Origin of the sequence: Myxosarcina sp. GI1 (genome assembly GCF_000756305.1) — a bacterium.
GTDB lineage: Bacteria > Cyanobacteriota > Cyanobacteriia > Cyanobacteriales > Xenococcaceae > Myxosarcina.
The window spans coordinates 13,716-28,337 of record NZ_JRFE01000019.1 but is presented as its reverse complement, the minus strand read 5'-3'; the positions used below and the strand labels follow the sequence as shown (position 1 = coordinate 28,337).

Genomic DNA, 14,622 nt, shown 5'->3' with positions numbered 1-14,622 from the left:
AGTAATTTTATCGATCGCTTACTGGCGATTATTTAAAAAGATTCGCAATTGTTAATAAATATAGCATCAATCGATTTAGATAAATGCGATCTAGATCGTTGCACAATTGAATTTTCAAACAAATAGTTTGAATTTTTGCAGTAAGCTTTCTACAAGCTGGGGTAAAGTTTGCTCTAGCTGAGAAGCGTTTTTATAGCTCAGGCGTTTGTAATTAGCAACTTCAAAAGGAAGCTCTCCAGTTAACTCCGAACGTTCCATACTCAAAAGCAGTATTTGTCCGCTGTCTTTACTTTGTAGGGCGTAACCAATTTCGACACAGACATTAGAATTTAGCAATAGTTTGTCTGTTTTTTCCGTAGCTACACTAGCTGTAGGTGTAGTATCGGCAATAAATAATAAGCTTTTGCGAATTCTTTTTAACTGACTGTCACTGAGACGTAGGGGAGAATCTTGACGAGGTGCAGTTTCTAAAGATAAGGGGATGCGCGATCGCTCGGATAATTCAGTAACGGTTTTTTGTAAAGTCGAGTGAGATATGTCAGCCGCCGCTGAGTATTCGTATTGAGGACTAAAGTAGATGATGGGATCTAGTCCTGATAGAGATTCTTTTTTGGTAAAGTAAATTTCTTGAGAAATTAAATCGATATTGGCGATAAGATAGTTACCGCTGCCCTCGATATAAAATTCTACTGTTTCTCCTTCTAAATAGCGCCCAAACCACTCCGAACCTTCTATATCAGAGCGATCGTCCAAAAAATCTACTCTCAAACCCGATTTGAGTAAGCTGTTTCTACTCAAACGCAGATTGTAAGGCTTGGCGATCGTTTCTTTGATTGGTTCGTATTGCTTGATGTACCAAGCTTTTAACGCGATAATTGCCACAAGCGATAGGATAGCTAAGTAATAACTTTAAAGTATCTTAGCAGTAAGAGCTTACATCTTCACCACAAACATCGGCAAGGTAGCAAATAGCGCGGAAACGTAAGGCAATAACTTCGTCATACAAAGGATTTAGTTTGCAAAGTGGGGGAATAGCCAAAATAGTGCGCCCGAACAAAGCAATTTGTCTTTCAAAAGGACACTGACTGGGAATAGATTTACAGAGACGGTGTGCCTGGGCGCGATCGCGAATTTTAATGTTATTTAACCAATTACGTAAAGGGGACAGTGGCTCTATTGGCTTACTTACCTTCTCGATAACATCAATCGCGAATCTACGAGTTTTTTGTTGAATTTTGTCAAAACTATTATTGATGTTTTTAACTGTATAGTGTTTAACATTCATAATTAATTGACTCACTTAGATTTTGCTAGTTGGGTATGGCAACTAAAAATGCTGCTTTTTAGTTAATAGGTTTGTCAATTTAAAGACATGCAGTTTGGCTAAAACGCTGTTTTTAATTTTTGATGAGACAAACATTCTGGTTTTCTAAGGCGACAGATAACTAATTCAGTTATTAGTTTTTAAATAAAATAAATAATTTGTAGTCGCTTGGTTATAATCTTCTCCAAAATTATAAACAAATACCTGAGCAATAGTACTTATGGCTTKTAAAACTTACTTAAAGATATTTTKAAATTTTTGTGTAGCTACAAAATTATTGCTTTGAAGTTGGAAAAATATTTTAGTTAATGTTTTTAAACCAACTCGCCACATAATTTTATGTTTTATTAGATACATTTTTATTTCTTGGTAGTAATGTTTAATACAAGCTGTCTTAACGCCAACTTTAACTACTTAAATATGTCCTATGGTGTGGTTTTATCTTGCCAAGAAACAGTATAGCTTTAGATCTTTAAAGTGACAGGTTTATTTTGCAATCTAGACTACAGTTTGGTAAATTAATCGACAATTTTTTTGTTGATAGCAGTTACTTTTTTCCAGTTCATTGTTTTATTGGTAAGAAAAATTTTTAAGTAAACTATTAGGTTGCTTCTAAATTGGTATTAATTAATAGTTCGCGAATAAAAACCTTAAGCCTTAAATCACAATCGCTTAGTAGTTCTAAATACCGTTCTTCCTCCGCAATAATGACAGTCTCTTCATTGGTATGCAAAGGTTTGAGGGTTGCTAAGGAGTCTAACAGTGTTTGTAAATCGCCAGCAACTCGATTGGCAAATCGTGCTAGCTCTCGCTCGGTAATGGGTGGTTGGCGGTCTGCTAATTTTTGTTTGAGAGCGAGTAACTTGCCATTTTCACGCGCTAACTTTTGCTTTAATAACCACTGGGATTGCTCTAATATTGCTTCTGATTGGCTGCGCCTGAAAATTTCTTGCCGAAGTCGAGCTTCCATACGCCTCAATGCGATGCGAATTGTAACCCGCATCAACATCTCCTTTAGTGTCACTGGTTTGGTAATAGAATCCACACTCTGCCAGTCCGCTTGTTTTAGTCGATCGACACTACGAGACAGAGAGGCGATTAAAATAAGTGAAATATTTTTGGTACGCTCGTCATATTCGACTCGATCGCATTCATTACAATCTAGATCGATAAGTACTATCTCTGGCTGTAGCGATATAGCTGCATTTAAAGTATTTATTGACTCATCGATAATTACAACTTTAAAACCGACTGCTTTTAGTTTTTGAGACAATCGATAATAGTCACTATCTTGGCGATCGACAATCAAAACTATTTTGTTGGTAACAGTGTTATTCATGAGTCAACAGTTATGACTGTTTGCCAATCGCTCAAAAATCTCTCTGCGATAAACATCGCAGCATCAACAAATTGAAATAGAGCTATCCCTCAATTAATAAGCTTCGGCGATTGATTTTGCTTTGCCCTCGGTAAAAATTCGGATAATCTTCTTCGTAGTATTTATAAATTCTGACTCGATTTGAGAAGCCAGAGCCAGAAGCTGGCAGCAATCTTAGACACTGACTCAATTTTATGGTGGCGATGGCAATTGTAAACTACTACTAGTTTTTACTGACTGCACTACTGTAAATTTTCTCATTCGCCTTAACTGACTTAAAAAAGTCAACTACAGGACGGGGATAATCGACTCCCAATCTAACTCCGTAACGTTTTTGTTCTTCCGAACTGAGCTTATAGGGTTCGCGTATCTTATCTCCTGGAAGGGTAGCTAATTCTGGCAGCCAGTGTTTGATGTATTCTCCTTGAGGATCGTAATCTTTGGTCTGCTTGGGAATATTAAAATAGCGAAACCCGCGAGCGTCATTGCCTACCCCTGCAGTATAGTTCCAGTTACCCCAATTACTGCAAACGTCGTAGTCTATCAGTAATGATTCAAACCACTCGGCACCCATCTGCCAGTTAATACCTAGATTTTTAGTCAGAAAACTGGCAACATTTTGTCTGCCACGATTGGACATAAAACCCGTAGCAGCTATCTCTTTCATGTTGGCATCTACTAAGGGATAGCCAGTTTTGCCTTCTCGCCAAAGATCGAATCTGTCCCAGTCTTCTTTCCAGGGAATGTCAATACCCTGCAAACCAGAAACTCTAAAAATTTTGTTACCGTGTTTGGCACAAATAAAGCGAAAAAAGTCGCGCCAAATTAATTCAAAAATCAGCCAATAAGTAGAATTGTTTTTAACTCGTTCGCTTTCGTACTCTCGCACGCGATCGTAGATATAGCGGGGAGAAATACTGCCGTTTGCCAGCCAGGGAGAAAATTTAGAAGAATAGTTAGCACCTAACATCCCGTTGCGAGTTTCTTTATATTCCTTAAGACAGTCTGCCTCCCAAAAGTAGTGTTCTAGTCTGGCGATCGCTTCAGTTTCGCCTCCTTTAAATTTTAAAACGGCGCGATTATCAAATTCAGGTGTTTCGACACCCAAATCTGCCAGAGTGGGAATTTCTCCTAATTCTACTTCTGGGAGTTGGGGTAATTTCTCTGGTACTGGTAGCGATCGCTCGATTGTCGAGTGCTTCTCTACCTGTTTGCGAAAATTGGTGTAGAGTTCGGGTATTTCTGAAATTTCAAAAGGTAAATCTTTGGGTAAATAAAGGGTTGATTCCCAAAATTCTTCAACTTTGACGTTTATCGACTCTAAAGCTTGCTTTAAAACTCGCTCTACCTTTAATTCTTCGTCGGTTACTTCCTGCTGATAGTAGACTGTGTCGATGTCTAAACTTCTTGCCAGAGTAGGAATGACTTCTTCAGGTAAACCCCGTCGCACGATTAAATTGCTGTCTAATTTTTGTAGGGAATTACGTAAATCTTCAACGCTTTCTAAGAGAAACCGAGCGCGATATTTACCAGTTTTAGGAAAGCCAAAAGCAGTAGTTCCAAACTGCCTCGGATCGAAACAGTAAACGGGAAAAATTAATGCTTCTGTTTGTAAAGCTTTGTTTAGAGTTTTGCGGTCGTGAAGTCGCAAATCATTGCGATGCCAAATTAAAATACGTTGCTGTGCCATAGTAATTTTTAATTTAAACAAACCTCAACTATTTAGCAACATTTAAGAGCATCAGATGCGATCGCCAGTATGGAACGAGAGTTTTTAATTACTGAAGATAACTTCGTTACTTTAGAAGCAATTATGACAGCAAATTATTTTGGTTAGTAGATTAGTCATGTGCATAAAAAAATTAAGAGGTAGTACGAATAATGTTTATTCGCATTACCTCTAGTTATTTTTTAATTGCCGCTAATCGCCAGGTATTTGCTTAGTAGCGGTTAGAGTTGGGCTTGTAAACGATAAAGCTAACAGTTTGACACTGCTTAATGTTGTCAAAACCTACAACGCGGATGTAACAGTCAGAATATTCCGAACGACATTCGCGAACTTCTGTAAGTACGTCTTGGGGGCTGTTAGCGTCGAACAAAGGTAGTTTCCATAAAGTCCAATGGTGCAAACTAGGAGAGGGATTTTTTTCAAATTCGACCGCAGGAATAAAGCCTTGATCTAGCATGTAGTCAATTTGCTTGATAATTTGCTGGTCGGTTAGAGGAGGCAAAAACGAAAGAGTTTCGTAACGTTTATCTTTTGGTAATGTTTTCATGATTTCTATTGTGTATAGCTATATTTCACTCAGAAGATTCTTTTGGCTCTATTGAATCCAAACTATTTTCAGTAGACTGAGATGCTTCAGCTTCTGTTTGAGTAAGACGTTCCAAAAGATGACGGCGGTGCAATAAGTTTGCCTGCATAATTCCTGTAGCCACCATCTCTGGTAAAAATTCCAAAGTTTGCTCGGCAATACTTTCACGAACGGTCATAATCCTTAAAGCGAACTCTTTACCCCTCGGTTGAGACATAATTTCTTCTAAATAGGCTTCGCCATTTTGAAGCTTGTTTCCCGAAGAAAATTGCCGCAGCCAAATAGCAGCACCAGGGTTAGTTTCGTTTAGCTGCTCGATGATTACTTTTACCGCCTGGTAAGTCAGGTAACTCTGCAAAACTTTCGCCGTCTCTTTGGCAATGTCTTTTGGTTGCATTTGGTTTTGTTGTTGGTAGTCTGGAACTTTCAGACTCAAGCTAATTTACTTTTATCTTCTATCCCAGACTTAGCAATTTACTGTTTGCTAATAACAATCTAGAGAGTATCTACAGCTTCATACTCAAACTTGATTTCTTTCCAGATTTCGCAGGCAGCAGCCAATTCTGGAGACCAACGACAAGCTTCACGGATTACGTCACCACCTTCACGAGCGAGAGAACGTCCTTCGTTACGAGCTTGGATACAAGCTTCTAAAGCTACACGGTTGGCAGTTGCACCAGGTGCGTTACCCCAGGGGTGTCCCAGAGTACCACCACCAAACTGCAAGCAGGAGTCGTCACCAAAAATATCGACTAAAGCTGGCATGTGCCAAACGTGAATACCACCAGAAGCAACGGGCATGGTACCAGGCATTGAAGCCCAGTCCTGAGTAAAGAAGTTACCGCGAGAACGGTCTTCTTCTACATAGTCTTCACGCATTTGATCGACGAAACCTAGAGTAATGTTGCGTTCGCCTTCAAGTTTACCTACAACAGTACCTGAGTGGAGGTGGTCGCCACCAGACATCCGCAAACATTTAGCTAAAACGCGGAAGTGAATACCGTGAATTTTTTGACGGTCGATTACAGCGTGCATGGCGCGGTGAATGTGGAGCAACAGACCGTTATCGCGACAGTATTTAGCTAAGGTAGTGTTAGCAGTGAAGCCACCAGTTAAAAAGTCGTGCATGATAATAGGAGTGCCAATTTCTTTAGCGAATTCAGCACGTTTCATCATTTCTTCGCAGGTGCCTGCGGTTACATTGAGATAGTGACCTTTAATCTCGTTGGTTTCTGCCTGAGATTTTTCAATTGCTTCTTGAACGAATAAAAAGCGATCGCGCCAGCGCATGAAAGGCTGAGAGTTGATGTTTTCATCGTCTTTAGTGAAGTCCAAGCCACCGCGCAAACATTCATAAACTGCACGACCGTAGTTTTTAGCCGATAAACCTAGTTTGGGTTTAATGGTACAGCCTAGTAAAGGACGACCGTATTTGTTAAGTTTGTCGCGCTCTACAGTAATCCCGTGAGGAGGTCCCTGGAAGGTTTTCATCAAAGCTACGGGAATACGAAGATCTTCTAGGCGCAAGGCTCGTAATGCTTTAAATCCAAATACGTTACCTACAATAGAAGTCAAAATATTGGTTACCGATCCCTCTTCAAACAGGTCGAGAGGATAAGCAACAAAGCAATAATACTGGTTGTCTTCGCCCGATACTGGTTCTACTTCATAACAGCGTCCTTTATAGCGATCGAGGTCGGTTAAACCATCAGTCCATACTGTCGTCCAGGTACCTGTAGAAGATTCAGCCGCTACTGCCGCACCAGCTTCTTCTGGAGGAACACCCGGTTGGGGAGTCATGCGGAAACAAGCTAATAAGTCGGTGTCTTTGGGGGTATAGTCTGGGGTGTAGTAAGTCAGGCGATAATCCTTTACACCCGCATCAAAACCTGAAGATGTTTTGGTTGCCATGTCGGTCATTCCTCCATAAATAAAACAAATGCTTAATTTTCACCTTTAGTTGAGAAGCTCGATCGAACTTTATTAGTAATCTAGCCGTTCCCAAACTGGTTTAAGAGTCATTCTGACTGACTCTTATTGCTGTAAAAAGATTGGTAGAAATAATATCTCGATTTGCCAATAATTTGGCTTGTATATAGTCTTTTTGACTATTTCTTTTTTTCAATTTTACATGTTAACACGATAGCACGATCGCTATTACTTTCAACAGAAATCTTGCCCCCAGTTTGATTGCCATTTATTCTTAAATACATTAATTAAACTAATCATAATAAAATGCTGCAATTTAGTAAGTTAAGAAATATTACTTTCAAGCTTATTAAGTGCAATTTACTTTCAAAATTACGATCGCGATCGCGGCAGTTATAAGTATATATACTCTTTAAGGATCGAGCTTAATTGAGATAAAAGTTACTCTGTCAGGCATTCAATCGATTTTATGCTTCAAAAATATTAGCTTTTGAAGTTTATTTTGGCTAATACCAGCTAACATGCAGCGATTATTTACAAGTATTGAGAACAAAAAATTTGTCAGTTGAAGCAAGTAAAAGCAGACTAACTAGTAGTTATTCGTTTGTACTGCTATTTGTTATCAACTGGCAATTTGTATACCAATATTTTAGATAACTAAAAAATCAAGGATGACGACCATTAGAGCCTTCGTTTTGTGAGTTTGAATTCAAGCTTTTTTTGTGAGGAAATAGAGTCATCATCAATCTATCTATGTAAACCTTACCAACTACAGTATCAGTTCCTTTTGAAGCTTCAGGTTGGCTGGTGTTCGATTCTGATTCTGTTTGAGAAGCCTCGAACCCCTTCGGCTTTGTTTTTGGTTGACGAGCTTTTTTAGCATCATCATCTCGTCCGCCTGAAGATTGCTGAGTTGTATTGTTTGCTTCACTCGATTCCGATTGGCGCGAAGTATCGCCAATTAAGGAACCTGGAGGAATAACTGCCATTGCCGCTACAGATGTCTTAAAAATCGTCGTTGCCGTTCCCACACAAGCATTATTACCAATCTTACTAGCACCGATAACTAAAACTCCCGAACCCAAAGCAGCTCCTCGCTCGATTTCAATCTTGCCGCGATCGACGCTCAAAATCACCCCCATTCCCAAACAAACATCGGCTCCAATAATAATTTTGCTTTGGGGAGCAGCCTGTAAGATTACGCCTGGTGCGACAGAGGCACTGGGATGAATTTCGACATCGCCACTAATACAAATTTCGGAGTTGGTAGGTTGCGGGGGTAATAAATACATTTTTGGCAATAGTCAACTGGGTGCAAAAACGGTGTTCGAGTCAAGAGACGCTCGATAAATTTATAGAACGTCTCTACCGTTTCTCAATTCATTGAAATAGAACTGCAACCTCGAAAATAAACAAACTAAGGACGCTGAATAATAGTTTCAGATACTCGACGTTTGGCTTGAGGATCGATGCCAAACAGGCGGACGTATTCTCCGTCGTGTTCTGCCAAACAGGCTTCTAAAGCAGAAACTACATCCATCTCGTGCTTACTATCAATTGGCGAACAAGTTTGCCAAGATTTAGTTTTAAACCGTCGCTTGTTAGCGTGTTCGGTACCTATTTTAAACCCAGCAGCTAGTAAAGAACGTACTTCTTGTAAAGCTTCTTTGCTCAAATTACGATTGCTAAAGGCATTATATTTTGGAGGTCTGCCATTACTACTATCGTCGTTAGTAAAATCGGCGACAAAGTAACCCCGATCTTTTTTGTCTTTAGCCCTGCCATTGCTGCCATTGTTTTTGGCTGCGGGATTGTCTTCTGGTCTTTGAATAATGGTTTGAGAGACTCTACGTTTGGCATCGGGGTCGATTCCCAACATACGGACGTACTCTCCTTCGTGTTCTGCCAAACAAGCTTCGAGAGCTTCAATTACTTCTGAAGGATTGCGGCTTTCTATAGGAGAGCAAGTTTTCCAAGATTTAGTTTTAAAGCGGCGTTTGTCGGCATGTTCGCTACCAATTTGATATCCAGCCGTCAGTAAAGAGCGTATTTGCTGTACGGTTTCCGAATCTAAACTGCTGCTGCCGTTACCACTATAGCCGTTACCATTACTGTAACTAGAAACCCCAAACCCTTTAGAAGTCTTAGCTGGCGTTCTTCCTGGATGCTGGACGATTAGCTCGACCATTCTTCTCTTAACGTTAGGATCGACACCAATAATCCGAATGTATTCATTAGGATATTCTTTTTTGGCTCTGTCGATCGCGCCCATTACTTTGCTTTCGCCACCTTCTACCTGTCCGACTGTCAGCCAGGATTTAGTTTTAAAGCGGCGTTGGCTGGCGCGTTCGATGCCAATACTGCAACCTTGTGATACTAGTGAACTGATTTGTCTGGTAGTGTCGCGATCTAAGTTACCTTTACCGTTCCCGTTGCTGCTGCTGTAGCTGCGACTGCGATTTCTGCCGCCGCCGCTACGGATTTTACCATTAGTGCGATCGATCGTTATTTTTGTGCTTCCTTTCCCTGGTGTGTCATCTGGTCGCTGGACGATAACTTCTGCGACTCGACGTTTGGCTTGAGGATCGACTCCAATTAGCTTGACGTACTCACCCTGATATTCGTTAAGTATATCTTCTAACTGTTCGACTACGCGATTTTCTCGTCCTTCAATTTGCCCTCCTGTGAGCCAGGACTTGGTTTTATAGCGACGCTGGTTAGCGTGTTCGGTACTGATGACACATCCCTGCGCCAGTAACGATCGCACTTGGTTTTTAATCTCCGAACTTAAACTCATTTTTCCTACTGAATTAATATAGGCATTTTCATTAGTTACTTTTGCTGCCAAACCCTTACCTGTTTTTACTCGTTTGGCATCGATACAGGCAATATCGTCAGCACAGCGATAGCCAGCTAACAGAGCTTCATTGATTTCTACAACATGACTGGCAAAGTCGCGATCGCTTTTGATAACATCTGGCAAGCGATCTGCCTGTTGCTGATTGACAATTATCGCTCCTGACGGTACGTATTTTCCTGGAGGAATTTCCACATCCTGAATTAGCGCGTGCATCATGACGATACAGCCAGCACCAATCTTAGCGTTAAACACTGTGGAGCGAAAACCAATAAAGCACTCATCACCGACATATGCAGGTCCGTGAATTAGTGCCATATGAGTGATACAGGTATCCCTACCGATCCATACAGAATAGTCGTTGCCGTCGTCGCCTTCGACCCGTCCTTTTTCTAGACCGTGAATGACGACTCCATCTTGAATGTTTGTGCTTTCGCCAATAAAAAATGGCGTTCCCTCATCGGCTCTAATCGAACTTCCAGGAGCGATAAACACATTAGCACCCACGCGAACATCTCCAATTAATCTGGAAAATGAATGTACGTAGGCACTTCGATCTACTTTTGGCTCTGCCAGGTCGCTCGACCAAGGAGTCGGGGGAGCCGCTTTAGTGCGGACTACCATATCAATCCTCCTAATAATTTACTGAGTCAGTTGTTGCTGACGCGATTATGCTCGGCATATCGCCAAAAGCGATGGTGCAGAGCCTACCGCCAGAGGCAATCGCGCTATGAAAAACGCTCGATTTCTCTTTTGCTGTATAGCGAACGATTATTATCTACATTAATCGTATCAATAATCCCTACTACTAAAGCATCTAGCGGTTGAGATTCGCGACGACCTTCAGTACGTGCCGCACTGCCACGGCTAATCAACACCCATTCGCTAACGCCAGCACCGACAATATCGGCAGCAACTTCGTATTGGGGTAGCAGTTGCCCTTCTTCGTCTATGTACTGTACTAGAAGTAGTTTAACTCCCGTCATACTAGGATCTTTTTGCGTACTGACTACCGTACCGCGAACTTTAGCAATTTGCATCCGATTTCGCTCTACCGCTTTACGGTCTTCTGAGAGGACGAGGATTTACGCTTTCGCGAAACTGTTCTACGGCTTCGGTATAGCGGATTGGTAAGACATACTCTAAGTTTTCATGAGGACGAGCGATAATATGATCTGATAAAACTTGTCCGCCATTTACTCTTTTAACATTGTCAATACCAGCCGATACTGAAGCCTGTACTTCCGAAACATCGCCGCGTACGATTACGGTAACGCGTCCCGTACCAATTTTTTCATAGCCTACCAGGGTAACGCGAGCGGCTTTGACCATAGCATCTGCCGCTTCTACTACCGCCGGAAAACCTAAAGTTTCAATCATTCCTACTGCAATGGACATACTTTAAATTGCTCCTGATAAATAAGTTGTTTATGAGTTAGTTCGCCAAACCGATTGGCGATTGCTAGTTATTGTGTGGCGACCGAAGTTTAGTTCGACCGACTACGAGTTTGTGGTTTCGAGCTTATTTCTAATAAAGGGAAGGTTTGGCTTTATCCCTGTCAAATTAAATAGGCAGTTGCAATCGTAGAGTACGTACTGACAAAGCCTTTAATTAAATCGATATCGTTCTGTAACCTAACCGAACTCCGAGTCATTTTTATCACAGCTTTGTGCTATGCCACATTCTCGAGTTGCAATCGCCTATATTTAATAGGTTCTAAACTGCTCTACTTCTTCGGTATAGCGAATGGGCAAAACGTACTCTAGATTTTCATGAGGACGAGCAATGATATGAGTAGAAAGAACTTCACCGCCATTAACTCGGTTAGCAGATTCTACYCCAGCCGATACTGAAGCCTGTACCTCCGAAACATCGCCGCGTACGATTACCGTTACGCGTCCCGTACCAATTTTTTCATAACCTACCAGGGTAACGCGAGCAGCTTTGACCATAGCATCTGCCGCTTCTACTACCGCCGGAAACCCTAAAGTTTCAATCATTCCTACTGCAATAGGCATTGTTTATTTTTCCTCTTCAAACCAAAAATATATCGATAAGTGGTGGTAAAAACGCGATCGCCTTTAATTAATAAACTAATTGCTAGGTTTTATCGCTCGTTTGGAATATTTATGTCACTACTGCAATAAATAACTTGTTTTCTCTTCACTGGATGTTCTTAACAATTAGCGGATAAAATCACGGCGATAGCTAATTTACTTCCCACGATCTAAGCATAAATAACCTTGTCCTCTTTGACAATATAAACCTTGATTATAATTTTTAATTTATTAGTTAATAAGAATTAATACCTAGTCGTTTTCTGCTAAAATTTTGCTATGAAGCTCGTTCGCAATCGGTCACAAACAAATTTTTGTTTATAATTTTTTTATCATGACTGAATAATAAGGTAATCTTGTCAAGGCTACAGATATATTTTTAGCAATCGCTCGGGGTTGATTTAGCGCATCGGTCGCGATCCTGTGTTTCTAAAAATAGATTTAAGCCAAATTCAAGTTTTAATAACTACTATTTAACTACTATTTGAGAACAATATAAATAATTGCCTGTTCTTGACAAATAAACAAGAGCGAGGGGGAATTCTAGCGAACCGATAGTAAATTATATTTACTCACCTGGTAATAAATGCTTTACTTGGCTCAATTTAATTTGTTAACAGTAGCAAAATATTTTAATCGCTCCAACTAAGTATACAGAAACAGTATCGATTTACAAGATACCTGATAAGATAAATCCTTAAGAGAAAGCAATAAATTTTATAGTTAGGAACGTCGAGGAATAGCTGCTAGCAACCGACTATTCTTAACAAATAAATATAAAAATTAACATTTTAAGTTTCTAAATAGTTGACCAATTTTGATGAGCGAATTTTTATTACAAACTACATGGACGATACCTCTATATGGCTTTTTAGGAGCAGTTTTAACTTTGCCCTGGTCACTAGGTATTATTCGCAAAACCGGACCGCGACCCGCAGCCTACTTTAATATTTTGGTAACTTTGGTTGCCTTTATTCACAGCTCGTTAGTTTTTAATCTAATTTGGACGAGACAAACCGAACAACTGGTCTTTCACTGGTTACAGGTAGCAGATTTAGATTTGACCCTGGCAATCGAGTTATCGCCAGTAAGCCTGGGAGCTTTAGAATTAGTAACTGGAATTAGTCTGTTATCTCAGGTATACGCTCTAGGATACATGGAAAAAGACTGGTCGCTGGCAAGATTTTTTGGCTTGATGGGATTTTTTGAAGCAGCTTTAGCGGGTATTGCTCTTAGCGATTCATTGCTCTTAAGCTATGGTCTACTAGAAATGCTAACTTTATCTACTTACTTACTAGTAGGTTTCTGGTATGCTCAACCCTTGGTAGTTACCGCAGCCAGAGACGCTTTCCTTACTAAGCGGATTGGAGATATTATTTTGCTGATGGGTATTGTGGCACTATCAGCATACGGTGCGGGACTGAACTTTTCACAACTCGAAAGCTGGGCAAACACCTATCCTCTACCTTCATTAACAGCAGCACTTTTAGGATTATCTTTAATTGCCGGACCTACAGGTAAATGCGCTCAATTTCCCCTCAATCTTTGGCTGGACGAAGCTATGGAAGGTCCCAATCCAGCAGGAATTATGCGTAACTCAATTGTCGTTTCAGCAGGCGCTTACGTACTAATCAAGCTTCAGCCAGTATTTACCCTCTCGCCAGTTGCTTCGGTGGCTCTAATTGCTATTGGTTCGGTGACGGCAATTGGCACTTCGCTGATGGCGATCGCCCAAATAGACATCAAACGCGCTTTATGCCACTCTACCTGTGCCTATTTGGGATTGATTTTTATTGCTGTCGGCTTAGAACAAGTAGATATTGCTTTTTTACTGCTGTTTACCCATGCGATCGCCAAAGCTTTATTATTTATGAGTGCGGGGTCGGTCATCGTTACCACTAGCAACCAAAACGTTACCGAAATGGGTGGATTATGGTCGCGTATGCCCGCTACGGCAGTCTCTTTTATCGTTGGCAGTGCGGGACTATTGGCTCTGTTGCCTATGGGTATGTTCTGGACTTTCCAACGTTGGTTTAATGGTTCGTGGCAAGTAAGCTGGTGGTTACTCGCAATTGTAATTGCAGTTAATATGCTTTCTGCTATCAGTTTGACTCGTCTGTTTCGCGTCATCTTTTTAGGAGAACCTCAAATCAAAACTCGCCGCGCCCCAGAGGTAGCCTGGCAAATGTCGGTGCCGATGGTGAGTCTCTCAATAGTTACTTTAGTAGCACCACTGGCACCAATTAGATGGTCGTTATGGTTGAGTCCAGCCACTCCCTTGGAATTGAGGTCGTCAGAAATTGTAACTTTTGCCATACCTGCATTAGTAATTTCTGGAGTTGTAGGCTGTCTTATCGGTGCGAGCATCGGTTTGCGTAGACCCTGGGGACGCTCTACCAAAGTGATTTTGCGGTTTTTCCAGGATTTGCTGGCTTACGACTTTTATTTTGAGAAGATCTATCAGCTAACGGTAGTTGCGGCAGTTTCTACACTGTCTAAGTTAGCTGATTGGGTAGATCGCTATATAGTAGATGGGGCGGTCAACCTGGTAAGTTTAGCAACCGTTTTTAGCAGCAACGCCCTGAAGTACAACACCTCGGGACAGTCGCAATTTTACATGTTAACTATTTTAATTGGAGTTAGCCTCTTGCTCTGGTCGCTCCTCAATGGTCAGTGGTCGATAGTTACTAACTATTGGTCTTCGGTAATTAGATAGAGAAGCTTAGTAAAACGGCGGTTTTTTAGATCGATCAAGTAACAA

13 protein-coding genes are annotated in these 14,622 nt (G+C 40.9%); 1 reads left to right on the top strand and 12 read right to left on the bottom strand.

The genetic code is table 11. The annotated features are described in order from the left end of the window. Window positions 1-114: 114 nt before the first annotated feature. From KV40_RS14315 to KV40_RS14260, 12 genes are all read right to left on the bottom strand, one after another. Window positions 115-882: a hypothetical protein gene (locus tag KV40_RS14315; protein ID WP_036482738.1), complete on the bottom strand. Its 768-nt coding sequence runs from the start codon at window positions 880-882 to the stop codon at window positions 115-117. 37 nt (window positions 883-919) lie between these two features. Then, on the bottom strand, window positions 920-1,285 hold the full coding sequence (locus KV40_RS14310; RefSeq protein ID WP_036482736.1) for a Mo-dependent nitrogenase C-terminal domain-containing protein: 366 nt from the start codon (window positions 1,283-1,285) through the stop codon (window positions 920-922). Between the two features lie 640 nt (window positions 1,286-1,925). After that, window positions 1,926-2,663 carry a hypothetical protein gene (locus KV40_RS14305; RefSeq protein WP_036482734.1) on the bottom strand — a complete coding sequence of 246 codons (738 nt, stop codon included), beginning with the start codon at window positions 2,661-2,663 and terminating at the stop codon, window positions 1,926-1,928. A gap of 262 nt (window positions 2,664-2,925) precedes the next feature. Next, on the bottom strand, window positions 2,926-4,392 hold the full coding sequence (locus tag KV40_RS14300) for a DASH family cryptochrome (protein WP_036482731.1): 1,467 nt from the start codon (window positions 4,390-4,392) through the stop codon (window positions 2,926-2,928). Between the two features lie 250 nt (window positions 4,393-4,642). Further along, window positions 4,643-4,978 (bottom strand): ribulose bisphosphate carboxylase small subunit, encoded by a 336-nt coding sequence (locus KV40_RS14295; protein WP_036482729.1) that lies wholly within the window; start codon window positions 4,976-4,978, stop codon window positions 4,643-4,645. A gap of 25 nt (window positions 4,979-5,003) precedes the next feature. Then, window positions 5,004-5,414 carry a chaperonin family protein RbcX gene (locus tag KV40_RS14290; protein ID WP_036483086.1) on the bottom strand — a complete coding sequence of 137 codons (411 nt, stop codon included), beginning with the start codon at window positions 5,412-5,414 and terminating at the stop codon, window positions 5,004-5,006. Window positions 5,415-5,512: 98 nt separating this feature from the next. Then, window positions 5,513-6,928 carry a form I ribulose bisphosphate carboxylase large subunit gene (locus KV40_RS14285; protein WP_036482727.1) on the bottom strand — a complete coding sequence of 472 codons (1,416 nt, stop codon included), beginning with the start codon at window positions 6,926-6,928 and terminating at the stop codon, window positions 5,513-5,515. 683 nt (window positions 6,929-7,611) lie between these two features. Next, window positions 7,612-8,238, bottom strand: a complete 627-nt coding sequence (locus KV40_RS14280; protein WP_036482724.1) for a hypothetical protein — start codon at window positions 8,236-8,238, stop codon at window positions 7,612-7,614. A gap of 125 nt (window positions 8,239-8,363) precedes the next feature. Continuing rightward, window positions 8,364-10,427, bottom strand: coding sequence for a ribulose bisphosphate carboxylase small subunit (locus tag KV40_RS14275; RefSeq protein WP_036482722.1), 2,064 nt, complete (start codon window positions 10,425-10,427; stop codon window positions 8,364-8,366). 104 nt (window positions 10,428-10,531) lie between these two features. Continuing rightward, window positions 10,532-10,843 (bottom strand): EutN/CcmL family microcompartment protein, encoded by a 312-nt coding sequence (locus KV40_RS14270; RefSeq protein WP_036482721.1) that lies wholly within the window; start codon window positions 10,841-10,843, stop codon window positions 10,532-10,534. A 19-nt stretch (window positions 10,844-10,862) separates the two neighbouring features. Then, complete coding sequence (locus KV40_RS14265; RefSeq protein WP_036482720.1) at window positions 10,863-11,201, bottom strand: carbon dioxide-concentrating mechanism protein CcmK; 339 nt, start codon at window positions 11,199-11,201, stop codon at window positions 10,863-10,865. A gap of 309 nt (window positions 11,202-11,510) precedes the next feature. After that, window positions 11,511-11,822, bottom strand: coding sequence for a carbon dioxide-concentrating mechanism protein CcmK (locus KV40_RS14260; protein ID WP_036482719.1), 312 nt, complete (start codon window positions 11,820-11,822; stop codon window positions 11,511-11,513). An 859-nt stretch (window positions 11,823-12,681) separates the two neighbouring features. On the opposite strand from KV40_RS14260, the gene KV40_RS14255 reads away from it, so the two are divergent. Next, complete coding sequence (locus KV40_RS14255; protein ID WP_036482718.1) at window positions 12,682-14,577, top strand: NAD(P)H-quinone oxidoreductase subunit F; 1,896 nt, start codon at window positions 12,682-12,684, stop codon at window positions 14,575-14,577. The last annotated feature ends 45 nt before the right edge of the window (window positions 14,578-14,622 follow it).